Here is a 24,170-nt window from a genome sequence, read left to right as displayed (position 1 = left end):
CTACAGTCGGTGTGCGGTGGCGGGAAGGATACTTCAGCGGACTGACACCGCCGCTGTGGTCCCTGTCATCGCTGGTCCGGGAGCCAGGGCTTCGACGTCGTCGCGTGATGTCCGGTTCGCGCCCCGGCACCCGGTCTTCCTCCTCCTCCGCGGTGGCGGCTCGGGCGGAGCAGGAGTCGACAAACCTCACGCTCTGCGGCGAGCAGGAGCGGGGCAGAGAGCGAAGACCGCCCCCTGCCCCGCCATGCGTGATGTTCAGCCTTGGGGAACTGCGTCCAGAACTCGCTGGGGAACTACCCATACGGTTCCGGCCGGATCAGTGAACTCGACCCTCTTGCCGTCGAGCATCCGCCAGACCGTCGGCGAGTCAGGTGACTTGAGGAGGGTCCCGTTGGACATCTGAGTGGGAAGCGAGTCCCACACCCGGTCGGGGATGGTCCACATCGGCTTGTCCCCAAACCCGCAGGCGACCAGCTCGTCCATCGACATGAACGGCACCTTCGCCCCACCGACGACGCCGGCCTGCGAGCTGCTACTGGCCTTCTTCACCCGCGTACCGTCCGCGATCTGGTCCGGGAGGGAATCCCACACCCGATCAGGAATGGTCCACATCGGCTTGTCCCCAAACCCGGAGGCCACCAGCTCATCCATCGACATGAACGGCACGTTCGCCCCACCGACGACGCCGGCCTGCGAGCTGCTACTGGCCTTCTTCACCCGCGTACCGTCCGCGATCTGGTCCGGGAGGGAATCCCACACCCGATCAGGAATGGTCCACATCGGCTTGTCCCCAAACCCGGAGGCCACCAGCTCGTCCATCGACATGAACGGCACCTTCGCCCCACCGACGACGCCGGCCTGCGAGCTGCTACTGGCCTTCTTCACCCGCGTACCGTCCGCGATCGTGGTCGTCATCCCGTCCCATACACGGACCGGAACGACCTGGCGAGCCTTGGTGCCGTAACCGGCGTCGTTGCGTTCGGCTTCCGTGTGGAAGTCGACCCTGGCACCACCGACGACCGCGGCCTCCGACGACCACCCGCTCTTCGCGATGCGCGTGCCGTCCGCGATCCTCGTCGTCATCGCGTCCCACACACGGACCGGAATGACCTGGAGCATCACGGCGCCGTAACCGGCGTCGTTGCGTTCGGCTTCCGTGTGGAAGTCGACCCTGGCACCACCGACCACCGCGGCCTCCGACGACCACCCGCTCTTCTTGATACGGGTGCCGTCCGCGATCCTCGTCGTCATCGCTTCCCACACCCGGTCGGGGATGGTCCACATCGGCTTGTCCCCGAAACCGGAAGCAACCAGCTCGTCCATCGATACGAAAGGCACCTTCGCCCCACCGACGATGCCGGCCTGCGAGGTGGTGCCGGCCTTCTTCACCCGAGTGCCGTCCCCGATCCGGTCAGGAATCAGGCTGAACGCCCGTCCGGGGAGCGGGCGGACCTTCGACCCCCAGTCGGTGCCGAAGCCGGAGTCGACGACCTCCTGCGGCGAGGCGAAGTTGACCCGCGCACCGCCGATGATCGCAGCGACGGGCGTGCTTCCGCCTGTGCCCTGGATCAGCGTGCCGTCGTCGGGCACGTCGGCACGGATCATGTTGAACGCGCGCGCCGGCACCGTCCGGACCTTGGTCGCCCAGTCGGTACCGAAGCCGGAGTCGACGACCTCCTGCGGCGAGGCGAAGTTGACCCGCGCACCGCCGAGCATCATCGCCACAGGGGTCGGTACGCCGTTCGCGATTCCCTGGATGAGCGAGCCGTCCGGCGGGATGTCGGCATGGAACTCGTTGAAGACACGGCTCGGTATCGCGCGCACCTTCTCGCGCCAGTTCGTCCCGTATCCCGTCTCGACCACTTCCTCGGGCGAGGCGAAGTTGATCCGCGACCCGGCCACGAACATGGCCACCGGCGTCGAGGCGCCGCCACCCGTGCCCTGGACGAGCGTGCCGTCCTTCGGGATCGTTCCGAGATTGTTGAACGAGTAGTCCGACACGATGACGACCTTGGAGGGCCAGTCCGTGCCGTAACCCGTGTCGATGACCTCCTGCGGGCTGGCGAAGTTGAGCCGCGCCCCACCGACGGTCTGCGCGACCGGTGTCGCGTTGCCGCCGTTCCAGCCCTGCACAAGGTTGCCGTCGGCCGGGGCTTGATTCATGTGGTCACGGGCGTCGATCGACCAGTCCGAGATCTTCGGCGGCCGGCCACAGTTGACCGGTGAGTTGCAGTGCGACTGATGCAGTGGCGCACCGCCGACGAAGATGTATATGCGGCCGCGCTGGTCGATGGCCGACGAGCCGTTGCGCGGTGTCTTCGGACCCGCGTCGATGACCGACTGGGACGTAGGACGCAGCTCCGTGCCGCAGATGCCGCCGTCGCATGTGGCCTGCCAGACCGGCGCGCCACCGACCATCTTGTAGACGCGCTTGGTGTCCGTGGTGTGCAGAACCGTTCCGTCCGCCAGGCCATACACCGAGGTCACCGGCTGCGGCTGCGGCGGAGCGGGCGGGTTGGTCGCACCGGGTATCCCCAGACCACCCCGTCCCGGGGAGCGCGTTTCCTTCTTGAATCCCTCGCTCTTCGGGAGCTGCACCCACATGGCGCTCGCGAAGCTCTGCAGAGAATAGGGCCACCCCACGTTGCACCCGGCCGGGGACCAGTTGCGCATCATGAAGACGCGTTCGGTGAAAACGCCGTAGGAGACGTAGGTGATCTCGTGGGACGGGGACACGGTGTTGGTCTTCAGACCCACCGAGCTCGTCCATGAGGCCTTCGCGCTGATGCTGATCTCGGCGTTGACCTTGGCCACGAGCTTCTCGGCCGATATGCCGGCGGTGAACTGGGCGCCCACCTCGATGGTGCGGGACTTGGTGACGGTCACCTCGAGGTTGTCTCCGGGCGCCACCCGCCAAGGCCCGTCAGCCGGTGCGAACTCCTCGTAGTGCTTGCTCACATACCAAGGGCCGGGTTCACAGGACGGGACGGGCAGGGGCAGGGGTGGTGGATCGGCCTGCGCGACCTGTGGCGTCATCGCCACAAGGCCGCCGGCCATCAAGATGCCGGTCAGCGCGGCGAGCACCGACTTCAGCCTCTGTCTGAGCATCGTGTCTTCTCTCTCGAGCGAGGTCGTGGACATTCGGGGTGAACCGAAAGGAAGTACTCACCTGTGAGGTGACGCGTCCGCGTCATGTCGACCTGGGAGCGACCGCCGCAGCCATGTGCGCGTGCCCAGTTCACGACCTCGGCCACTAGCCGACCGCGGTCTTCTCCAGGCGCTGCTGCGCGGACTCCTCGTAAAGGCAGCCGATGGCCGGCCACGCGACGCCGGGTCAGCCGCCGCTGCGCCGAATCAGCGGTCGCCTGGCGCCCGTCAGCGCGTGAATCGACGGCTGCCCCGGCCGGTCTGGGCAGTCCGTCCTGTGTGGCGCCGCGTCCAGTGGCGGCCTGCCACGACCGCCGCTGCAGTCAGGGCAGCGCGAATCCCCGTACAAACGTTCCCCCCGTTACGAGCGACACCCGGATGACGCGTGGGTGTTCGCTCCTTTGGCGCAGTACAACCCGCAGGGTAGACGGGTCCGTTGAGGATCTGTCAATGCATCTGTCGATGTGAATCCGCTTCGTCCCCACGGGGAACCGGCCTGGCACAGCCGCCCATGTCCCCTGCTCGTCGCGACGGGGTCGATCGAACCGGCAACCTCGAGTGGTGTCGGCGGCGACCACCGGGTGCAGCTGTTCCTCTGTCCCCGACAACGAGGTCGAGTGATGTCCCGATCACGCCACCCCTTCCACCGCTCAGGCCGGCTCGCCGGAGCGCTCCTCGCCGCCGTGCTCGCCGGGGCCGGCGGCCTGCCGGCCCTCAACCCGTCGGCGTCCGCGGCCGAAGAGCCCGCCGTCCGGGCACTGGCCGCCGCCCGTGTCGCCGAACGGCTCGACCGGGGGCTCGTAGCCGTCCCCGCGAGCGGCGGCGTCCTCGTCACCTGGCGCATGCTCGGGAACGACCCGTCCGGTGTCTCCTTCAGGCTCTACCGGGCCGGGACACTCGTCTCGGAGACCACGAAGACGAACTTCCTCGACGCCGGTGGCAGCACCTCGTCCTCGTACGAGGTCCGCGCCGTCGTGGGCGGTACGGAGCAGCCGGGCCAGAAGGCCGGCGTCTGGGCCTCCGGCCGGCTCGACATCCCGCTGCAGAAGCCGCCGGGCGGCACCACCCGCGACGGCGTCGCCTACACCTACTCCGCCAACGACGCTAGCGTGGGCGATCTCGACGGGGACGGCGCCTACGAACTCGTCCTCAAGTGGGTGCCCTCCAACGCCACCGACGTGGCCAACTCCGGTACCTGCACCGGGCCGACGGTCTTCGACGCGTACGAGCTGAACGGCACCCGCCTGTGGCGCGTGAACCTGGGCACCAATGTGCGCAGCGGCTCGCACTACGACTCCTTCCAGGTGTACGACTACAACGGCGACGGCAGGGCCGAGATGGCCGTCCGTACCTCCGACGGGTCGAGGGACTCCGCCGGGACCGTCATCGGTGACGCGGGCGCCTCCCATCTCGCCGCCAACTGCGCGGTGATCAGCGGCCCCGAGTATCTGTCGGTCTTCAACGGGCAGACGGGCCGGGTCATGGACTCCATGCCCTTCGAGCCGGCCCGCGGCTCGGTCGCCGACTGGGGCGACACCTGGGGCAACCGGGAGGGGCGGCTGCTGTCCGCCACCGCGTACGTCAACGGCTCGACGCCCAGCATGATCTTCAGCCGCGGCATCTACGAGCGGATCGCGATCGCCGCGTACGACTGGAACGGCACCGACCTGGTCCGTCGCTGGAAGTTCGACACCCACTCCTCCACCAACGCGGGCAAGGGCTTCGACCGGCAGGGCAACCACAATCTCGCCGTGGCGGACGTCGACGCGGACGGCAGGGACGAGATCATCTACGGCGCCATGGCCGTGGACGACGACGGCAGCGGGCTGTGGACCACCGGGCTGGGTCATGGCGACGCGCTGCACGTCGGCGATCTGAACCCGGCCCGCCCCGGCCTGGAGGCGTTCAACGTGCACGAGCACACCGGCTCGGCGTACGGCTTCGAGATGCACGACGCGAGGACCGGCGAGGTCCTCTGGGGCCAGAAGACCGGCACCGACGTCGGGCGCGGCATCTGCGCCGACCTCACCAACGCGCACGCGGGCGCCGAGTGCTGGTCCAGCGGGGGCGGGCTGTACGCCGCCGGTGGTACGAAGATCAGCGACGCGGTCCCGGGCTTCGGTGGCGGCGCGTCGTACAACTCGGCGATCTGGTGGGACGGCGACGCGAACCGTGAACTCCTCGACCACCGCTGGTCGGGTACGGCGGGCTCCGGCTACGGGCAGATCCTCAAGTACAACGGCTCCACGGAGCTGACGCGCGTCTGGTACGACCAGGACGCCCGTTCCAGCAACTGGACCAAGGGCAACCCGGCGCTCTCCGCCGACCTCCTGGGCGACTGGCGCGAGGAGATGATCTGGCGCAACAACGACTCCACGGCGCTGCGCCTCTACACCACTCCGCACCCGACCGAGTTCCGGCTGCCGACACTGATGCACGACCCGGTCTACCGGCTCGGAGTGGCCTGGCAGAACACCGGCTACAACCAACCGCCGCAGGTGAGTTACTACCTCGGCACGAAGTGAAGGTGCCGGCGGCCGTGCTGACCGACCAGACGGCGGAGACCGCGACATCGTGGGCTCCGGCAACACCGTCAGGCTCCGGTACCACATGACCGCCCCGCCATGGCCTCCCCGGCCCCAGGAACACTCCTCAGTGGCCCCCGTGGTTTCCTGCCCACACCCCGGGGGTCCGGCCCGACCACGGGCTTGCCTGTTCGAGTCGCCCGGCGAGGCGGAAGAGCCTGCCTTCGAGCCCGTGTCCGGCGGCGAGCTGCGTACCGACCGATCAGTAGCCCCGTCTCCGCGTCGGTCGCCACAGGCCTGGTAGCCGGCGAGGATGGGCGGCTCCAGGGTCGAGGAGTCGACGGGCCGGTCGAAGGCGGCGGCCGGCCCGTCGACCGAGGCCGTGAGATTCGCCGTCCGCTGACGGGCACTGGCCAGGACGAACTCCCCCCAGTCGGCCCCGAGGTCGACCTCGACCTCCTCCACCTGGTGGCCGAGGGATTCGAGCAGACGAACGGTACGAGAGAGCGCGTCGGCCACCGGCGGAAGACGCGCAGGTCAGCACCCACAACGGAAGCATCGATCAAGCGGGGGACCGCCTGATGAGAACCGTCGAAGGGATCCCGGCTCGGCACCGCTCCCCCCTCGGCGCATCCCGGGCATCCACCGACTGACCGCCCCCGCACCCGCGTCCCCGATATCGGGAACCAGGTGCGCGTTCACCCACGTTGCCGTGCGGCCTCGTACCGGCCCATGCTGACGGTGACGCGGTTCCTGTCTCAGCTGTTCCCGTAGTCCTCCACCAGGTTGGCGATGATCGAGAGCAGAGCGTCGGCGCGGTGTCGGTCCTCGCGTTGGTCGCGCAGGGCGTGGTCGGCCGCCCGGAGGCGGGCCAGGGCGGCCGGGTCGCGGTCCATGATCGCGTAGCGCGTCGGTACGGTGATCAGGTCCAGGCATTCGGCGAGCAGCAGCCGGGTGGCCTGGGACGGCGGGGCGGTGTCGGGGGCGGCGAAGCCGGTGGTCAGGTATCGGGCCGGGTCGGTCAGGCTCCAGCCGACGACCGTGCCGGCCTGGACGAGGAGCGCCACGTCCGGGGCGATGCCGATGCGGGCGTCCAGCGGCTCGTCGAGGACGTCGAGGTCGCGCAGGCAGGTCAGCACGGCGGCTTCCGGTGCGCAGCAGAGCACCGTGGTCACCTCACAGCGGAAATCCCGGGCCTCTTCCGCGCGAAGCCCGCCTGGGCGGACGGCGGGTGAGGCGGGCACGCGGGCGCTGTCCTCGGCCGGAGCCGACTCGTCGGGCAACTGGAGCCTGACGCCGACCAGTTTGCGGTCGGCCTGGTCGAACCGGAGTTCGTCGGGGGTGTCCCACAACCAGTCCGAGCTGCCGAACGTGTCCGTCAGGAACCGCTCGCGTTCCTCCGCGTCCGTGTACTCCGCGACGAGCACACGCGTGCTCTGGTCGCCGAAGCGCGGGGTGATGCGCAGCGGGTCGTCCGTCACCGTCGCGTGCCAGTCGCCGTCGAGGGTGAGTCTCATGGTGGATGCCGCCTCATCGGATCTGTACGGCCGGAGCCATGTAGCCGTTCTTGGCAGGAATCCTGCCCTCCACGACGTCGGTGTGGGTGATCGGCCCGCCGGGGTCGGTGGGCAGGCCGCCCAGCGCCTTCACGCCCGAGTCGCCCTTGATGCCGGACGGACCGTACGCCGTGATGGCGTTGCCCGCTCCGGCGCCGCCACCCCTGGTCACCACGACGTCCTCACCCTGCCGGAAGATCAGGTTTCCGCTGTTCGCCGTCGAGTGGTAGACCGCGTCCGGGTTCTTGAGGATCTCCAGGACCCGTTCGTCGCTGAAGCCGTGCCTGGTGTCCCCGTGGTAGTCGCCGTCCTTCCTCATCCGGCCCCCCTGCGCTCTCTCGATGACCTCGTCCGTGGTCTGGATGGCCTTCTCCCGGGCCATCTGGGCCTTCTCCTCCTTCGTGTACTTGGGCATGAGACCCAGCGGGTCGCACGCGCTGTACGGGTTGTCCACATAGCCGACGGGATTCGGCGCGGGAGCGAGGCCGAGGGGGTCCGGGGAGGTGTAGCGGCCGGTCTCCGGGTCGTAGTGGCGGAGGTAGTTGTAGTGCAGGCCGGTCTCGGGGTCGTAGTACTGACCGGGGAAGCGGAGGGGGATGTAGGCGCTGCTGTCACGGGCCCAGGCGGTGGTGCCCCACAGCGTGGTCCGGGAGCGCCACGCGATGTCGCCGGACTCGTCGATCAGTTCGGTGGGGGTGCCGACGAGGTCGGTGGCGATGGCGAAGAACCGCCGGTCGATCTCCTCCTGGCGGTCGTCGGCCGTGAGGATGCGCTCGGTCTGGGCCAGTGGGGCGACGTCGCGGTGGTCCCAGGTGAGGGCGACCGTGTTCGGCGCGTCCGGCCGGTGGCTAATCTGTTCGCACAGCGTGAGGCCGTCCCAGGTGAAGCGGACCTCCTCCAGTACGCTCTCGCCGTCGGCCGCCAGGCGCTGTTTCGCGGTGCGGCGGCCGAGGGGGTCGTAGCGGTACCTCCAGCGTGTGCCATCGGGGGTGGTGACGGACGTGAGGCGGTTCTCCGTGTCCCACGTGTAGCGCCAGGTGTCGGGCTTGCGGGAGAGGCGGTTCTTCTGTCGCAGGACGACCCGGCCGAGGGCGTCGTGCTCGAAGCGGACGCCTCCGGCCCGGGTGATGGTGGTGCCGGTGTAGGCGCGCGCTCCGGTGGCCTCGCTGCCGGGGTGGTGTTCAGGCCAGGAGACCGAACTCTGGTTGCCGGCGCCGTCGTAGGCGTACCGCTCCGTCCAGCCGTGGGCATGGACGGCGGTGACCCGGCCCGCCCGGTCGAGATCGAAGGTGCGGGTGCCCGACAGGCGGTCCGCGACGGAGGTCAGGTGGCCGTCGGCGCGGTAGGCGTAGGCGCGGCTGTTGACGGCGCGGCCCCCGGCGGTGACGTGCTGGGCGGCGAGCCGTCCGGCCTCGTCCCAGGCGGACGCCAGGGTGAGCGCGTCGCCGAAGACGCGGGCGAGTTCGCGGCCCGCGGCGTCGTGGGTGAAGTCGACGTGCTGATCACCGGTGGTCAGCCGGAGGGGCCGTCCGTCGGCGCCGTAGGCGTACGAGGTGACGTGACCGGTCGGTGTGGTGCGGCGCTTGCGGCGGCCCAGCTCGTCGTAGGCGTAGGTGAGAGGACGGCCGTCCACCAGTTCCGCCTTGACCTGTCCGCGGCGGTCGTACTGATAGCGGAGTTCGCCGTCCGGTCCGACCGCCTCCAGCAGACGGCCGGCCCTGTCGTAGGCGTAGGCCGTCACCCGGCCGTCGACATCCTTGCGGACCACCTGTCCGAGCTCGTCACGCTCGAACGAGATGGTCCCGCCCAGCGCGTCGACGCGGGCGGCGAGCCGGCCCGCGGCGTCCACCCGGTAGGTGAGGGTGCGGCCGTCGAAGTCGGTCTCGGAGACGACGTTGCCGGCGGAGTCGTACGCGTACGTCCAGGTCAGCCCCTGCGGGTTGACGACGCGGGTGAGGCGCAGCTCGGCGTCGTGCTCGAACTCGTAGCGGCCGCCGTCGGACCGGGTGCGGGCGACCGGCAGGTCGAAGTGGGTGTACTCGAAGCGGGAGACGCCGCCGGAGGCGTCGGTACGGGTGAGCAGGTTGCCCTCGCCGTCGTAGGTCCACGACTCCATGGCGCCGTCCGGGCCGGTGCGCCGGGCGAGCTGCCCGTCGGCGTCCCACTCCAGGCGGGTGACGCCGCCCATCGGATCGGTGATGCGGACAGGCCTGCCGAGGCCGTCCCGCTCCGTGCGGGTGGTGGCGCCGGCCGGGTCGGTCACCTCCACGGGGAGGCCCGCCGCGTCGCACACGACGCGTGTCGTGGCGTCGAGGGCGTCGGTCACCGAGGTGAGCCGGCCGGCGTGGTCGTAGGTGTAGCGGGTGGTGGAGCCGGCCTGGTCGGTGACGGCCGTGCGGTTGCCGCGTTCGTCGTACTCATGGACCAGGCGGGTGCCGTCCGCACCCACGACCTCCACCGGAAGGCCGAACGGGCCGCGTGCGGTGCGCAGTTCGCTTCCGTCGGGGCGGACGGCGGAGACGACCCGGCCCTCCTCGTCGTAGGAGAAGGCGGTGGTGAGGCCCAGCGGGTCGGTGCGGGTCAGGAGGTTGCCACGCGGGTCGTAGGTGAACCGGGTGGTGTTGCCCAGCGGGTCGGTGATGGCCAGGAGACGGCAGCCGGGACCGTAGAGGTGGCGGGTCGCGTGCCCCTCGGCGGTGGTGACCGTGGTGGTGTGGTGGCCCGTCTCGGGATGGGGGTCGGTGTACCTGAGGGTGATCTGGACGTGGCCCGCCTCGCCGCCCTCCGCGACGACACGGTCGCGGTCGTCGTAGACGTAGTCGTAACGGCTTCCGTTGGAGTCGATCCAGGCGGTGACGCGGCGACGCTCGTCGTAGACGAAGGTGGTGGTGGCGCCGGACGGCTTGGTGACCGTGGTGAGATCGCCGTCCTGGTAGCCGTAGCTCATCAGGGGCATGTCCGCACCGTCCTCCCCGGCGCCGGCCAGGGTCAGGCCGGTGATCAGGCCTTCGGCGGCGGACAGTTTCAGCCGGTGGCCCGCCGAGTGGACCAGGGCCAGCGGCAGCCCGTCCTCGTCGCGGTCGACGGTGATGGTGTGACCGTTGCGTTCGGTGACGCCCGACAGCCAAGCGACCCCGTCGCCCCCCGGTTCGCTGCCGGGCGGGGCGGTGAAGTGGAAGGTCAGGCCGCTGTCGGGGGCGGTCACCGTGTAGTCGCCGTCGGCGTCGCGGGCCAGCAGGGTGCGGGCCCGGCCCGATTCCGGCAGGGTGGGCGCGCCGGGAGCCGGGTGCGGGTACGGGAACAGGAGCCCCTCGGCGGTGACATGCAGGACGCCGACGGCGTCGATCTCCAGACGCTCGTCGACGGTGGAGGTCCAGGCGGGCCCGAGGAAGCGGCCGACCGCGCACCCGGACTCGGTGCGACGGGTGAAGACCAGCGGCAGGATGCCGGGCAGTTCGACGTCGGTCTGGGGCAGGTACATCCGGCCGGTGGCGAGGTCCACCGGGTCGCCGCCGGCGTCGCGGTCGCCGTCCGAGTTGTTGCGGGCGCCGTCCGGGTCGTCGTCGAGCACATTGCGCGCCCGTGCGGCGTCGGCGGCGTCGGCGCCGATGCGCACGCCCTTCACCGCGGCGCCGCCGCCGGCGGTGGCCGCGGTCAGCGCGAGGTCGGGAATCAGCCGGCCGAACCCCTCGGCCGGGTCCTTCATGAAGTCCTTCAGCATCTGGCTGCCGGTGCCGACGGGGTCGTTGGCGGCGACTACCAGACCGGCGGCCAGGCTGTTGAGGGACGTGGCGTACTCGGCGGGGTGCGTGATGTTGTACGGGTCGAGGGGGTTGACGCTGCGGACGAAGTTGAGCAGTCCCGCCGTGCCCTTGATGATGCCGCCGCCGACGTGGTCGCCCATGATCTGCAGCTCCTGGAGCCCGTCGCCCGCCTGTTCGGCGTACGAGGGCTTCTGCGGGGCCATGTCGCGGGCGGCCTGCACCAGGGTGCGCGCGGTCTCCGCCGCCGAGTTCCGCTGCTTGCGGGCCTCGGCGAGGATGTCCTGGGCCTCCTTCATCAGCTTCGTGCCGGGGTCGTCGAACGTCGCCGCGGGCTTGGGCGGGAGCGAGGCCGGGTCGCGCTTGTCGGCGGGCTGGGCGTTGTAGCGGTCGACGGCGCTGTTGTAGTCGTCGACCTTCTTGCGGTGGGCGTCGGCGGCGTTCTCGGAGGCCTTGACGCCCTCCTTCCACTTGTCGATGGCCGCCTGCGCCTGTCCCTGCGCCCAGGTGACGGTGTCGGCGAACGCCTCGAGCGCGCCGACCGCCTTCGCGCAGGCGTCGGCAGCGGCGTACCACTTGGGCGGCTGGGTGCTCACCGCCGTGCGCAGCGCGTCGGCCATCTCGCCCTTGAGCCGGGACGAGTCGAGGCCCTTGAGACCGTCGCCGGTGTCGTCGAAGGCCGTCTGGAAGGCGCGGAGCTTCGTGGCGGTGGAGTTGATCTTGCTCGCGCTGCCGTAGATCAGCTTGGTCTTGTCCTCGGTCTGCCCGAGGTCCATCTCGTCGACCTCGGCGCCCATGCGGTTCGCGACCGAGCGGGACTGCTCGCGCACCCAGTCCGCCCCGGACTGCCAGCCGACGTCGTCCAGCCGGTCGGCGGTCCAGTTCCCGGCGTCCTCGACCCGGTTGCCCACCCACTCGACGCCGTCCTCGACCGCGTCCTCGACCACGTCCGGCGTGATGTCACTGATGAAGTCGCCGATACCCACCGTCAGTCACCCCCGGAAGACACTGATGAAGTCGCCGATTCCCACCGTCAGTTACCCCCGGAGTCGCCCTGCTGCTGATTCGCGCGTTCCTCCGGCGACGGGCCGAAGGCGTCGTCCAGAGCCTGGTTCCACTGGTCGTCGGAGATGCCGAGCGCCTCGTTGAGAATCTCCGACCGCCGGCCGCCCTGGCCCTCGGTGAGCACGGTGCGGCCGGTGTCCTTCCATGTCTGCGCCATGTCCTGACCGGCCTTCTCGAACGACTCGGGGCTCCAGTCGGGATCCAGGGAGTCCGGGGTGAAGATGTCGCCCCAGTTCTGCTTGGTGATCTCTTCCTCACTGGCGTGCGGATTCCCGCCGAACACGGCGTTGGCGCCCACCTTGAGCGTGCCCGCGACGTACTGGTCGTGCTCCCAGGTGGTGCCCGCCGCCAGGCCGAGTTGGTTCGCGAGCGTGCTGGCGTCACGTACCAGGGCGCGCACGCCCCACTCCCAGCGCTCGCAGAAGTCCTCGAAGTCGACCGAGAGGCCGTGGTGCCCGGCCTCCATGCCGGTGATCGCCAGCTCCGAGAAGCCCTTTCCCATCACCGAACCGGTGGCACCGCCGAGTTCACCGAGCTGGTCGATGGTCGCGCCCACGCCCCGGGTGAACCTGGCGACGGAATCCTTGTCGAGCTGCAGGTCCATGCCGTCACCGCTCATGACCGCGCTCCTGACCCGCCTCACCGGCGTCGACCGCGGCCGCGTCCGGGACGATGCCGACGACCGGGGGGAAGAACATCGACCCGTCCTCGGTGGCGATGTCGACGGCGAGACCGGCGGGCTCGCCCAGGGTGGGCACGATCTCGTCGACGATACGCGCGCCCAGCAGCGCCGCGTAGTCCATGGGCTGCTCACCGGACGCGTGGTGCAGGGCGAACCTGGCGAGCGCGGCCTCGTCGGTGAACCCGCAGATCCACCGCACCCCGCCCGCACGCACCGACCAGAGACCTCCGTCGGCCACCGGCACCAGAAGGACCGATCGCCGCATCTCGCCGACCAGAGCGCGGGGGTCGTCGCCTCCCCCTCTCCGCTCGGCGATGCGCTCGGCGAGCGCCGCCTTGGACTGCCGCACGGTACCTCCCTGACGAGTAGGTGACTGATGGCACCGTAGAGCAGGACGCGCGCGAAGGGGCGGACGGTTCTCGTACCGGCATCCGCAGGCCCGGAAAAACCATCCGCAGGCCGGGAAAAACAAAGGGCAAGGAGGTCACCCACTCCTTGCCACTCTCAACTTATAGCGCACCGGGGGCCTTGCGGCAAGGCCCGGCTCCTGCCGCAGAATGATCGGCCCAAGACCAGAACCTGCGTGGAACGGACGTTTTGTTGATGATGGACGTGATCGTGGTCGGCGGCGGACCGACCGGCTTGATGCTGGCCGCCGAACTGCGGCTGCACGACGTGCGGGTGGTCGTGCTGGAGAAGTCGACCGAGCCGACCAAGCAGTCCCGCGGGCAGGGCCTGCACGCGCGCAGCGTCGAGGTGATGGACCAGCGTGGGCTGCTCGGCCGTTTCCTCGCGGTCAGCGAGAAGTTCCAGGTCGGCGGTCTCTTCGGCGGCATCATGAAGCCGTGGCCGGACCGGCTGGACACGGCGCACCCGTACGGCGTCGCCACCCCGCAGCCGGTCACCGAGCAGATCCTCGACGAGCGTGCGCTGGAGCTCGGTACCGAGATCCGGCGTGGCTGCGAAGTGGTCGGGTTGAGCCAGGACGACGACGGGGCCGGGGTGACCGTCGAGCTGGCGGACGGCACGCTGCTGCGTTCGCGCTACCTCGTGGGGTGTGACGGCGGCCGCAGCGCGGTGCGCAAGCTGCTCGGCGTCGGTTTCCCCGGCGAGCCCGCCACGGTCGAGACGCTCCTCGGCGAGATGGAGGTGACCGAGGATCCGGCGACGATCGCCGCCGTCGTCGAGGAAGTCCGCAGGACGCAACTGCGGTTCGGCGTCACCCCCGGCGAGGACGGTGTGTGCCGCATCGTCGTGCCCGCGGACGGGGTGGCCGAGGACCGTGCGACCGAGCCGACCCTCGACGACTTCAAGCGGCAGCTGCGGGCCCACGCGGGCACGGACTTCGGTGTGCACTCGCCGCGCTGGCTGTCCCGGTTCGGCGACGCCACCCGGCAGGCCGAGCGCTACCGCGTCGGCCGGGTGCTGCTCGCCGGCGACGCGGCGCACATCCACCCGCCGACCGGCGGGCAGGGACTCAACCTCGGCGTCCAGGACGCGTTCAACCTCGGCTGGAAGCTGGCCGCGGAGGTCAACGGCTGGGCGCCGGAGGGCCTGCTAGACAGCTACCACGCCGAACGGCACCCGGTGGGAGCCGCCGTGCTGGACAACACGCGCGCGCAGATCACTCTGCTGGGAACCGATCCCGGGGCGACCGCGCTGCGGGAGCTGTTCGCGAAGCTGATGGACTTCGAGGAGGTGAACCGGTACGTGACCGGGATGATCACCGCGGTCGATGTCCGCTACGACTTCGGCGAGGGCCACGAACTGCTGGGCCGCCGGATGCGGGACGTGAGGCTCGAGCAGGGGCGCCTCTACGAACTGATGCGCGGCGGCCGTGGCCTGCTGCTCGACCGGACCGGCCGGCTCTCGGTGGCGGGCTGGGCGGACCGGGTCGACCACGTGGTCGACGTCAGCGACTCCAGTGACTTCAAGGACGAACTCGACGTGCCCGCGGCGCTGTTGCGGCCGGACGGCCATGTGGCGTGGGTCGGTGACGACCAGCGGGAGCTGCTCGGCCACCTGTCCACGTGGTTCGGCGCCGCCACCGGCTGAGCGCGCGGTCCCGGGCCCGAGAGGGTGGGGCCCGGTGGTGGGTCGGACCCGTGCCGATCGCCAGAACGGCCGCGGCCAGAGAAGCGGCGGCCAGAGTGAGGAAGAGGGGCGAGAAGCCGCCGAGGACGCCGGCGAGGCTCGCGCCGGCGAAGGGAGCCAGGGCCGCGGCGAGGGTGGCGGGTGCCGCGAGTCGGGCGGAGAGGCGGCCGTAGTGGGTGGTGCCCCAGCGGTCGGTGACGGCGGTGGCCTGGAGCAGGGTGAGGTTGCCGCGGACGACTCCGGCGAGGACCGAGAGCAGAACGAGGAGCGGGACCGGTCCCGGGACGAGGGCGAGGGCCGCGGTGGTGGCGCCGCCGAGGGTGAACAGCGCGGCGGTGCGGGTGGTGACCGTCGTACGGGCGGCGAGGGTGGCGTAGAGGGTGCGGCCGAGGGTCTGGCCGACGCCGCCGAGACCGAGCGCCCATGCGGCGGTGGTGGGGCCGGCGCCGCGTTCTTGGAGGAGGGGTACGAGGCCGATGACGACCGCGTACATGGCGAACCCGGAGAGCGTGAAAGCGGTGGCGAGGAGGACGAAGGGGCGGCTGCGCGCGGTTCGGTCCGTTCCGGTGGGCTGTGGGGCGTCCTGAGCGGGGGCGGGCGGCCAGGGGGCTCGGAGTGCGAGGGCATGGGCGGGGATGGTGACCAGGCCGAGAACGGCGGCGAGTACGGCATAGGTGGCGCGCCAGCCGAGGTGTTCGGCGAGGGCGGCGGTGAGCGGGGCGAACACGGTGGAGGCGAGGCCGCCCGCGAGCGTGACGGTGGTCAGGGCGCGGACCCGGTCGGTGCCCCACCATCGGGTGAGGGCGGCGAAGGCGGGGTGGTAGAAGGTGGCTGCCATCGCGACGCCGGCGAGGGCCCAGGCGGCGCAGAAGGCGGACAGGTGGGGAGCCGCCGCCACCGCCAGGAGCGCGACCACGGCGAGGACCGAGCCCGCCGTCATGACGAGGTGCGGGCCGCGCCTGTCGAGAACGCGGCCGAGGGGGATGCCCGCTGCCGCCGAGACGAGGAGTGCCAGGGAGAAGGCCCCTGTCGCGGCGCCGGTCGACCATCCGGTGTCGGCGGTGATCCGGGCGAGCAGGACGGGGAACGCGTAGTACACGACGCCCCAGCCGGTGATCTGGGTGGCGCAGAGGGCGGGCAGGACGGCGCGGGGCCGCGCCGGTACGTCCGTACCGGTCGCGGCCCGGGTGGTGCCGACTCCGGGCACGGCCGGTCAGCAGCCGCCGGAGGCGGCCGGGGCGCCGATGCCGATCTGGAGCGTGGCCGGGGCGGCGCAGCAGCCGCCGCCGTCGCCCGGGTTCGCCTCGGGCTCGTCGAAGAGGCCCGCGCCACCGCACACACCCGTCTCCGGGAGCGTCAACTCCACGCGTTCGGCGGCTTCCTGATCACCCGCCAGCGCGGCGGCGATCGAGCGGACCTGCTCGTAGCCGGTCATGGCCAGGAACGTCGGCGCGCGGCCGTAGGACTTCATGCCGACCAGGTAGACGTCCCGCTCGGGGTGGGACAGCTCGTTGACGCCGTGCGGGTAGACGGTGCCACAGGAGTGCTGGTTGGGGTCGATGAGCGGGGCGAGCTCGACCGGCGCCTGGAGGCGCTCGTCGAGGGCGAGACGCAGCTCGGAGACGAAGGAGAGGTCCGGGCGCAGGCCGGTGAGGACGATGACCTCGTCGACGGGGTCGAGTCGGCGGCCGTCCTCGGCGACCAGGACGAGCCGGTCGCCGTCGCGCTCGACGGCGGCGGTGCGGAATCCGGTGACCGCGGACGCGCGGCCGGCGTCGACGGCGGCCTTGGCGCGCAGGCCGAGGGCGCCCCGGGCAGGCAGTTGGTCGGCCTCGCCGCCCCCGAAGGTGGAGCCGCCGATACCGCGCCGCAGGATCCAGACGGCGTGGGTGTCGCCGTTCTCCTCGGCGAGGTCGGCGAGGAGGGCGAGCGCGGTGAACGCGGAGGCGCCGGTACCGACGACGGCGGTGCGCCGGCCGGCGTAACGGGCCCGGACCGCCGGGTCGTCGAGGTCCGGCACTCGGTAGGAGACGCGGTCGGCCGCCGCGCGCTCGCCGAGGGCGGGCAGCCCGTCGCCGCCGAGCGGGTTCGGGGTGGACCAGGTGCCGGAGGCGTCGATGACGGCACGGGCGACCAGGCGCTCCTCGCGGCCGTCCGCGTACCGCACATGGACGGTGAAGGGCTGCCGCTCGCGGTCGGCGTCGACGACGCGGTCACGGCCGGCGCGGGACACGCCTGTCACGCCGGCGCCGAAGCGGACCTTCTCACCGAGGACGCCGGCCAGCGGCTGAAGGTACCGGGCGACCCAGTCGCCGCCGGACGGGTACGTGGCGCCGTCGGGCTTCACCCAGCCGGTGGGGGCGAGAAGCTTCTCGGCGGACGGGTCGGTGAGCTCGGCCCAGGTCGAGAAGAGCCGTACGTGCGCCCACTCCCGAACGGCCGTTCCGGCGCTCGGGCCGGCTTCCAGGACCAGGGGCTCGATACCGCGGTCGACGAGCTGGGCGGCGGCCGCGAGGCCGACCGGGCCGGCTCCGATCACCACGGTGGGCAGGGTGGCGGCGGCTTCGGTGAGCGACTCGGACACGATGACTCCCCTTGCTGTTTCGACGTTCGTCGATGTCTTATGCGGCCAGCATGACACTTGCTTCGATGGGCGTCAACATAGACATTCATCGAATCCGCGAGGACGAGGATCCTCTGATTCGACGTGTGTCAACATAGACGCATGTCGAACGTGAAGGTGCTGCCGCTGCTGGAGCCGGAGCTCGTCGAGCCGTGCTGCCCGCCACTGACCGAGCGTCCGCTGACCGCGGACGAGGCCGACCGGACCGCGAAGATGTTCAAGGCCCTCGGCGACCCCGTCCGTCTGCGGCTCTTCTCCGCCGTGGCTTCCCACGAGGGCGGAGAGGCGTGCGTGTGCGACATCTCCGACGTCGGCGTCTCCCAGCCGACCGTCTCCCACCATCTGAAGAAGCTCAAGGAGGCCGGCCTGCTCTCCTCCGAGCGCCGCGGGACGTGGGTCTACTACCGCGTCGAGCCGTCCGTCCTCGCGGCGATGGGCCGGTTGCTGACCAAGGCCGCCACGGCCTGACCCGCGCCCCGGCGATCCAGCTCGCCACCCGGCACGAAGCCGCGGGGGCTCAGGCCAGGTCGAGCAGTTCGCCGATGGCCCGCGCGGCTTCGCGGGCCGGGCGGCCGACGCCGATGAGGGTGGCGGAGGCCGGGCCCGTCCAGTCGCCGTAACCGAGGAGGTGCAGGCGGGGCTCCCTGAGGGCCTGCGTCCCGGCGGTGGGGATGCGGCCGCGCGTACGGCGCAGGCCCAGCGGGGCCAGGTGGGAGAGGGCGGGGCGGAAGCCCGTGCACCAGATGATCGCGTCGGCCTCGGCGGTCGTGCCGTCGGCCCACTCGACGCCGGTGCGGGTGAGACGGCCGAACATCGGCTGAGCCTTGAGGAGACCGGCGTCGCGGGCTTCGCGTACGGGCGGTACGGCGACGATGTCGCCGAGCGAGGCGACGCCGCCGCTGTCGGTGCGGCCCTCGTCGAGGGCGCGTCGGCGGGCGGTGGCCACGTCGAAGAGAGCGCGGCCGTCGATGTCGTCGGGGAGGAACCGCGCCGGGCGCCGGGTCACCCAGGTCAGGTCGGCCTCGCACGCGAGGTCGGCGGCGATCTGCGCGCCGGAATTGCCGCCGCCGACCACCACGACCCGCTTGCCGGCGAAGTCGGACGGGCGGCGGTAGTCGACCGTGTGCAGATGCTCCCCGCCGAACTCCGCGGACGCCGCGAGGGCGGGCAGGAAGGGCCGCCACCACGTCCCCGTCGCGCTGACCAGCGCCCGAGCCCACCACGTACCGGAGGCGGACTCCACCCGGAGCACCCGGCCCTCGTCGTGAACCGCTTCGACGTGGACGGGCCGGATCACCGGCAGGTCGTACCGCTGCTCGTAGTCGCCGAGATACGAGACGACGTGCGAGGCGTCCGGGTACGTCTCCCCCACCTGCGCCGGCATGAGCCACCCGGGGAGGGACGAGTACGCGGCCGGGGAGAAGGCGCGCAGGGAGTCCCAGGCGCGCTGCCAGGCGCCGCCCGGCGTGGGCTGGGCGTCGAGGACGACGAAGTCCAGGCCGAGGCGGCGCAGGTGGTAGGCGGTGGCCAGCCCGGCCTGGCCGCCGCCGATCACCACGACATCGTGGACCCGGATCACGTGACCGCGTGCCCCGTGGCCGCCGTGAACCTCTTGCGCCAGGCCAGCGACACGTACACCAGCGCGACGAGGACGGGCACCTCGATGAGCGGGCCGACGACCCCGGAGAGGGCCTGGCCGCTGGTGACGCCGAAGGTGGCGATGGCGACGGCGATGGCCAGCTCGAAGTTGTTGCCGGCGGCCGTGAAGGCGAGGGTGGCGGTGCGGTCGTAGTTCAGGCCGATCGCCTTGCCCAGCAGGAACGCGCCGAACCACATCACCGCGAAGTAGACGAGCAGCGGCAGCGCGATCCGGACCACGTCGAGGGGCTGGGAGGTGATCGTCTTCCCCTGGAGCGCGAAGAGGATGACGATCGTGAAGAGCAGGCCGTAGAGGGCCCAGGGGCCGATCTTCGGCAGGAACGCCGACTCGTACGACTCGCGGCCCAGCTTCCGCTCGCCGATCCGGCGGGTCAGGAAGCCGGCGACCAGCGGGACACCGAGGAAGATCACGACGTTGAGCGCGATCTTCCACATCGAGATGTCGAGGTGCTCGCCCGCGCCGAGGCCGAGCCAGCCGGGCAGCAGGTCGAGGTAGAACCAGCCGAGCACGCCGAAGGCGATGACCTGGAAGACGGAGTTCAGGGCGACCAGGACGGCGGCCGCCTCGCGGTCGCCGCAGGCCAGGTCGTTCCAGATGACGACCATGGCGATGCAGCGGGCCAGACCGACGATGATCAGGCCCGTCCGGTACTCGGGCAGGTCGGGCAGGAAGATCCACGCCAGGGCGAACATGATCGCCGGCCCCAGGATCCAGTTGATGACCAGCGAGGAGACCATCAGCTTGCGGTCGCCGGTGACGGCGTCGAGCTTGTCGTAGCGGACCTTCGCGAGGACCGGGTACATCATGATCAGCAGGCCGACCGCGATCGGGAGGGAGATCCCGCCGATCTCGACCTTGGCGAGGGCGTCGTTCAGGCCGGGGATCAGCCGCCCCAGGCCGAGGCCGAGGCCCATGGCCAGCAGGATCCAGACGGCGAGGAAACGGTCAAGCGTCGACAGTTTCGCGACGACCGAGGACTCCTCGGTGGTCGCGGGCGCTTGGGTGGGGGTCACGGACAGGCCCTCTTGTTCTCGGCAGCGGTACGAGCGGACTCGGCCAGGTCGGCGAACTGGCCGGCGAGCTGGGCGATGACGTCCGGACGGAGCTTGTAGTAGGTGAAGCGTCCGCATGGCTCGGTCTCGACGACACCGGCCTCACGCAGCACTCTCAGATGGTTCGAGAGGTTGGTCTGCCGGGCGCCCGTCTCCTCCACCAGATGCGTGGTGCAGAGCGTCTCGCGGGCGAGCAGAGTCACGATCCGGAGCCGCAGGGGGTCACCCAGGACCCGGATCAGTTCAGTGTCGACTGACGTCATCATGGACTGATACTGTCACATCAGCGGTGGATGACACCACCGGGTGCTGATGTCACTCGCACCTGATTCGTCGTGAGACAAGAGAGACCTCTGATGTCCGAGAAGCCCTCCGTCCTGTTCGTCTGCGTCCACAACGCCGGCCGTTCGCAGATGGCCGCCGCATGGCTCTCGCACCTGGCCGGGGACCGCGTCGAGGTGCGCTCCGCCGGCTCGGCCCCGGCCGACCAGGTCAACCCGGCGGCGGTCGAGGCGATGCGCGAGGTCGGGATCGACATGTCGGCCGAGACGCCGAAGATCCTCACGATCGACGCGGTCAAGGCGTCGGACGTCTGCATCACAATGGGCTGCGGCGACACCTGCCCCGTCTTCCCGGGCAAGCGCTACCTCGACTGGACGCTGGAGGACCCGGCCGGCCAGGGCGTCGAGGCGGTCCGTCCGATCCGCGACCAGATCAAGAAGCTCGTCGAGGGGCTGATCGAGGAGATCGCCCCGGCGCGGACCGCGTGAGCGCCCGGAGCCGACCGGGCAGGGGCCCGGCGAAAAACGCCCCCTAGCCGATCACCGGGCTGCGCCGTTCGACGAGGACGGTGTCGCGCCAGCGGCCGTGGTGGCGGCCGATGCGTTCGCGGGTGCCGATGACGCGGAAGCCGGCGCGCTGGTGCACGGCGAGACTGGCCGTGTTCTCCGGGAAGATCCCGGACTGGATGGTCCAGATCCCGGCGGCCTCGGTGGAGTCGACCAGCGCCTTCAGCAGTGCGGAGGCGACCCCACGGCCCCGGGCGCCGGGGTCCACGTACACCGAGTGCTCGACGACGCCCGTGTACGCGCACCGGTCGGAGACCGGGCCGGCCGCGACCCAGCCGAGGACCCGGCCGTCACCGTCCACCGCGGCGAAGCGATGCTCGGGCAGCTTCGCGGCGTCGAACTCGGCCCAGGTGGGGGCGGCGGTCTCGAAGGTGGCGTTCCCCTCGTCGATCCCTCCCTGATAGATCGCCAGAACCTGCTCGGCGTGCTCGGCGGTCATACGGGTCACGACGAACTCGGCACCCATCGGGCGCCCCCTCTCACACGTGCGGTTCACGGTGTACAGCGTCGGTGTGCCGGGGGGACGCGAGGCCTCCGAACTCTGCCCCGCCGCGGCCGCCCCCCTCGGACCGATGGCTCGACGGCGCGGAGGGGCCGACCGGCGTACGCCGCCGGCCGACCCCCCTGTGGCGTCCGATGCTGTCCTAGTGGCGGCTCAATGGTCGGAGTAGCTGAAGTCGCCCACCGTCCACGCGCTGACCTCATCGATCGAGACGCGGTACATCCCGCCCGTCTCCGGGATCCCCACGGGCCCCTGCAGGATCCGGGCGACGTGGAAGTGCAGATGCCTGGGCGGCTCGCCCTTCTCCTCGGACGTACGGAAGATCCCGGAGAACTCGCTCAGGCGCTCCGAATCCGTCAGGACCTCCGACACGCGCTGGCGCCACACCGCTTCGGGGGCCAATCGACCGGTGATGACGGCGCCACCGGTGACCACCGTCAGGGACATCTGATTGCTCTGCCCGGACTCCACCATGGCGGCGATGTCAACGAGCAACTGGTCAGGCTTCGACATGGAAGCCGATTCTATTCAAGGGCCGGTCGCGTGGCTGCGGCGGTGGCGCCATGGGCGGCTCCTCGCCCGAGCCGACCCGTGTCGGGCTCGGGCGATACGGGGTCCGACGCGGGTGTTCGCCCGGTGCCCGCCGGGTCGCCGGTCTCCGTGACGCGTTCCGGGTCGCCGTAGCCGCCGCCAAACATTACGGACCCGGCCCGGGCCGTATGACCCGGGGCCGGACCGGGTTCGTCCGCCGGTCAGTTCATCACGGCGGCGTACATGCCGGGCTCGTAGGAACCCCCCTTCTGGTGCACGATCACGGCGAGCCGGTTGGCCGCGTTGATGAGGGCGACCAAGGCGATCAGCGCGGCGAGCTGGTCGTCGTCGTAGTGCTTGCGCACCCGGGCCCAGGTCTCGTCGGACACGCCCTCGTGGACGTCGGCGAGCCGGGTGCCCTCCTCGGCGAGCGCCAGAGCGGCCTGCTCGGCCTCCGTGAACACGGTGGACTCGCGCCACGCGGCGACGAGGTGGAGCCGGACCGCGGTCTCACCGGCGGCCGCGGCCTCCTTGGTGTGCATGTCGATGCAGTGCCCGCAGCCGTTGATCTGGCTGGCGCGCAGCGACACCAGCTCCTGCGTGGACGCCGGCAGCGGCGACTGGTGGATCACCAGGGCGGCGTTGGCGAACCGCTTGGCGAACTTGGCAGCGGTCTCGTTCTCGAACAGGTTGAAACGGGCGTCCATGACGTCGTCCTCACTCGTGGTGTCGTACGGGACGAACACGAGATGCCGGCTATTCGCTCCGTGTGACGGGGCGGCCGTGTGACGTGCGCCACCGCTCGCGGGTGTCACAGATCGACGATGACCGGCGTCTTGTGCGCGTGGCACCGTCGAGAGCGGACAGGCAGGAGCAACCGGTGAAGAGCGACCACAGCGAGCGCACGGAGCACACAGAGGACACGGCCGGGCGGCCTGTCGGCGGCGGACCCACGGACCCCGCCACCGAGGCTTTCGTCGCCCACCGCAATCTGCTGTTCACCGTCGCCTACGAGATGCTCGGCTCGGCCGCCGACGCGGAGGACGTCCTCCAGGAGACCTGGTTGCGGTGGGCGGGGGTCGATCTCGGCACGGTACGGGAGCAGCGCGCCTACCTGGTCCGGATCACCACCCGCCAGGCGCTGAGCCGGCTGCGTACGCTCGGCCGCCGTAAGGAGTCCTACGTCGGTTCCTGGCTGCCCGAGCCGCTGCTCACCGCCCCGGACGTGGCCGAGGACGTCGAGCTGGCGGAGAGCGTCTCGATGGCGATGCTGCTGGTGCTGGAGACACTGGCGCCGACCGAGCGGGCGGTGTTCGTGCTCCGCGAGGTGTTCGACCTCGGGTACGACGAGATCGCGGAAGCCGTCGACAAGAGCCCGGCCGCGGTCCGCCAGATCGCGCACCGGGCCCGGGCACACGTCGCGGCGCGACGGCCGCGCGGGGCCGTCTCCCCGGCCGAGACCCGAGACGCGCTCGACGCGTTCCGACGGGCGACCGAAACGGGCGACCTGCAGAGCCTGCTCGACATCCTCGCGCCGGATGTCGTCCTCGTGGGCGACGGTGGCGGAATCAAGCAAGCCGTCCTGCGGCCCGTGGTGGGGGCCGACAAGGTGGCCCGCCTGCTGATCGGCGGGCTGGGCAAGGTCGCCGCCGCGGTGTCGCTGCGGCCGACGCAGGTCAATGGCCACCCGGCACTGATCATCCGGCTCGACGGTGAGATCGACACCGTCGTGGCGGTGCGCATCGACGAGGGCCTCATCACCGGCCTCTACGCCGTGCGCAATCCGGAGAAGCTGTCCCACATGCGACGGGAGACCGCCCTGCGCCGCTGAGCCGGGGAGACCTCGGACCGAATGAGGTCTTCGATCCCTGCCCCCACCCCACGCCCGCGATCGTCGCCACTGGCATCATGGCACTGAGTGTGTTTTGCTGAGGGTACTCAGTGCCACGCTGCGATGCCACAAGCGTTGCCGACGCGTTCTAGGGGAGCTCGGGATCATGGGCAAGGACTTCGACCTTTATCGTCCGTCGGAGGAGCACGACATGCTCCGGGAGACGGTTCGTGCGCTGGCGGAGGCGAAGATCGCGCCGTTCGCGGCGGCGGTGGACGAGGAGGGCCGGTTCC

18 protein-coding genes and 2 pseudogenes are annotated in these 24,170 nt (G+C 70.9%); 7 read left to right on the top strand and 13 right to left on the bottom strand.

Annotated elements, in window-relative coordinates; translation table 11 throughout:
• Positions 1 to 255: 255 nt before the first annotated feature.
• On the bottom strand, positions 256 to 3,108 hold the full coding sequence (locus ABZY12_RS22135) for a hypothetical protein (protein WP_356892856.1): 2,853 nt from the start codon (positions 3,106 to 3,108) through the stop codon (positions 256 to 258).
• A 659-nt stretch (positions 3,109 to 3,767) separates the two neighbouring features.
• On the opposite strand from ABZY12_RS22135, the gene ABZY12_RS22130 reads away from it, so the two are divergent.
• Complete coding sequence (locus ABZY12_RS22130) at positions 3,768 to 5,672, top strand: rhamnogalacturonan lyase (RefSeq protein WP_356892854.1); 1,905 nt, start codon at positions 3,768 to 3,770, stop codon at positions 5,670 to 5,672.
• Between the two features lie 524 nt (positions 5,673 to 6,196).
• Positions 6,197 to 6,325 (top strand): annotated as a pseudogene (locus ABZY12_RS22125) (TetR family transcriptional regulator); the annotation flags it as partial.
• A 105-nt stretch (positions 6,326 to 6,430) separates the two neighbouring features.
• Here ABZY12_RS22125 and ABZY12_RS22120 read toward each other — a convergent pair.
• From ABZY12_RS22120 to ABZY12_RS22105, 4 genes are read right to left on the bottom strand one after another with little or no spacing between them, the layout of a single operon-like run.
• Entirely contained in the window at positions 6,431 to 7,189 is a 759-nt protein-coding gene (locus ABZY12_RS22120; protein ID WP_356892852.1) for a hypothetical protein, read from the bottom strand.
• Positions 7,190 to 7,202: 13 nt separating this feature from the next.
• Positions 7,203 to 11,975 carry a putative T7SS-secreted protein gene (locus ABZY12_RS22115; protein ID WP_356892850.1) on the bottom strand — a complete coding sequence of 1,591 codons (4,773 nt, stop codon included), beginning with the start codon at positions 11,973 to 11,975 and terminating at the stop codon, positions 7,203 to 7,205.
• Between the two features lie 47 nt (positions 11,976 to 12,022).
• A complete protein-coding gene (locus ABZY12_RS22110) occupies positions 12,023 to 12,673 on the bottom strand; it encodes a hypothetical protein (RefSeq protein ID WP_356892848.1) in 651 nt (216 codons plus the stop codon).
• A complete protein-coding gene (locus ABZY12_RS22105) occupies positions 12,663 to 13,085 on the bottom strand; it encodes an SseB family protein (RefSeq protein ID WP_356892846.1) in 423 nt (140 codons plus the stop codon). Before ABZY12_RS22105 ends, ABZY12_RS22110 begins: the two co-directional genes overlap by 11 nt.
• 254 nt (positions 13,086 to 13,339) lie before the next feature.
• Here ABZY12_RS22105 and rox point away from each other — a divergent pair, with 254 nt between their 5' ends.
• Positions 13,340 to 14,791, top strand: a complete 1,452-nt coding sequence (rox, locus tag ABZY12_RS22100; RefSeq protein ID WP_356892844.1) for a rifampin monooxygenase — start codon at positions 13,340 to 13,342, stop codon at positions 14,789 to 14,791.
• Between the two features lie 58 nt (positions 14,792 to 14,849).
• Here rox and ABZY12_RS22095 read toward each other — a convergent pair.
• Both ABZY12_RS22095 and ABZY12_RS22090 read right to left on the bottom strand, forming a co-directional pair.
• A pseudogene (locus ABZY12_RS22095) lies at positions 14,850 to 16,037 on the bottom strand (MFS transporter); the annotation flags it as partial.
• A gap of 6 nt (positions 16,038 to 16,043) precedes the next feature.
• Positions 16,044 to 17,414 carry an NAD(P)-binding domain-containing protein gene (locus tag ABZY12_RS22090; RefSeq protein WP_356892842.1) on the bottom strand — a complete coding sequence of 457 codons (1,371 nt, stop codon included), beginning with the start codon at positions 17,412 to 17,414 and terminating at the stop codon, positions 16,044 to 16,046.
• 141 nt (positions 17,415 to 17,555) lie between these two features.
• Between ABZY12_RS22090 and ABZY12_RS22085 the strand changes: the two genes are divergently transcribed.
• A complete protein-coding gene (locus ABZY12_RS22085) occupies positions 17,556 to 17,921 on the top strand; it encodes a metalloregulator ArsR/SmtB family transcription factor (RefSeq protein WP_356892840.1) in 366 nt (121 codons plus the stop codon).
• A 49-nt stretch (positions 17,922 to 17,970) separates the two neighbouring features.
• Here the strand turns inward: ABZY12_RS22085 and ABZY12_RS22080 are convergent, their stop codons facing one another.
• Genes ABZY12_RS22080 through ABZY12_RS22070 form a run of 3 tightly spaced genes read right to left on the bottom strand, consistent with a single transcriptional unit; the run spans position 17,971 to position 20,431 of the window.
• On the bottom strand, positions 17,971 to 19,032 hold the full coding sequence (locus ABZY12_RS22080; RefSeq protein WP_356892838.1) for an ArsO family NAD(P)H-dependent flavin-containing monooxygenase: 1,062 nt from the start codon (positions 19,030 to 19,032) through the stop codon (positions 17,971 to 17,973).
• Entirely contained in the window at positions 19,029 to 20,126 is a 1,098-nt protein-coding gene (arsB, locus tag ABZY12_RS22075) for an ACR3 family arsenite efflux transporter (protein WP_356892836.1), read from the bottom strand. Before arsB ends, ABZY12_RS22080 begins: the two co-directional genes overlap by 4 nt.
• Positions 20,123 to 20,431: a metalloregulator ArsR/SmtB family transcription factor gene (locus ABZY12_RS22070; RefSeq protein WP_069737852.1), complete on the bottom strand. Its 309-nt coding sequence runs from the start codon at positions 20,429 to 20,431 to the stop codon at positions 20,123 to 20,125. The genes arsB and ABZY12_RS22070 overlap by 4 nt, the downstream gene beginning before the upstream one ends.
• A 90-nt stretch (positions 20,432 to 20,521) precedes the next feature.
• Between ABZY12_RS22070 and ABZY12_RS22065 the strand changes: the two genes are divergently transcribed.
• Positions 20,522 to 20,935 (top strand): arsenate reductase ArsC, encoded by a 414-nt coding sequence (locus ABZY12_RS22065; protein WP_356892833.1) that lies wholly within the window; start codon positions 20,522 to 20,524, stop codon positions 20,933 to 20,935.
• A gap of 43 nt (positions 20,936 to 20,978) precedes the next feature.
• Here the strand turns inward: ABZY12_RS22065 and ABZY12_RS22060 are convergent, their stop codons facing one another.
• From ABZY12_RS22060 to ABZY12_RS22050, 3 genes are all read right to left on the bottom strand, one after another.
• Positions 20,979 to 21,479 carry an N-acetyltransferase family protein gene (locus ABZY12_RS22060; RefSeq protein WP_356892831.1) on the bottom strand — a complete coding sequence of 167 codons (501 nt, stop codon included), beginning with the start codon at positions 21,477 to 21,479 and terminating at the stop codon, positions 20,979 to 20,981.
• A 189-nt stretch (positions 21,480 to 21,668) separates the two neighbouring features.
• Positions 21,669 to 22,028, bottom strand: coding sequence for a hypothetical protein (locus tag ABZY12_RS22055; protein ID WP_356892829.1), 360 nt, complete (start codon positions 22,026 to 22,028; stop codon positions 21,669 to 21,671).
• A 239-nt stretch (positions 22,029 to 22,267) separates the two neighbouring features.
• A complete protein-coding gene (locus ABZY12_RS22050; protein WP_356892977.1) occupies positions 22,268 to 22,753 on the bottom strand; it encodes a carboxymuconolactone decarboxylase family protein in 486 nt (161 codons plus the stop codon).
• 173 nt (positions 22,754 to 22,926) lie between these two features.
• On the opposite strand from ABZY12_RS22050, the gene ABZY12_RS22045 reads away from it, so the two are divergent.
• Together ABZY12_RS22045 and ABZY12_RS22040 are read left to right on the top strand one after the other, a co-directional pair.
• Positions 22,927 to 23,877 carry an RNA polymerase sigma-70 factor gene (locus ABZY12_RS22045; RefSeq protein WP_356892827.1) on the top strand — a complete coding sequence of 317 codons (951 nt, stop codon included), beginning with the start codon at positions 22,927 to 22,929 and terminating at the stop codon, positions 23,875 to 23,877.
• A gap of 166 nt (positions 23,878 to 24,043) precedes the next feature.
• Positions 24,044 to 24,170 (top strand): acyl-CoA dehydrogenase family protein (locus ABZY12_RS22040; protein ID WP_356892975.1); only part of this gene is annotated, 127 nt, incomplete at its 3' end.

This window comes from Streptomyces sp. NPDC006551 (genome assembly GCF_040611675.1).
GTDB lineage: Bacteria > Actinomycetota > Actinomycetes > Streptomycetales > Streptomycetaceae > Streptomyces.
Note: the sequence above shows the minus strand (reverse complement) of the source record. Positions and strands in the feature narration are given on the sequence as shown.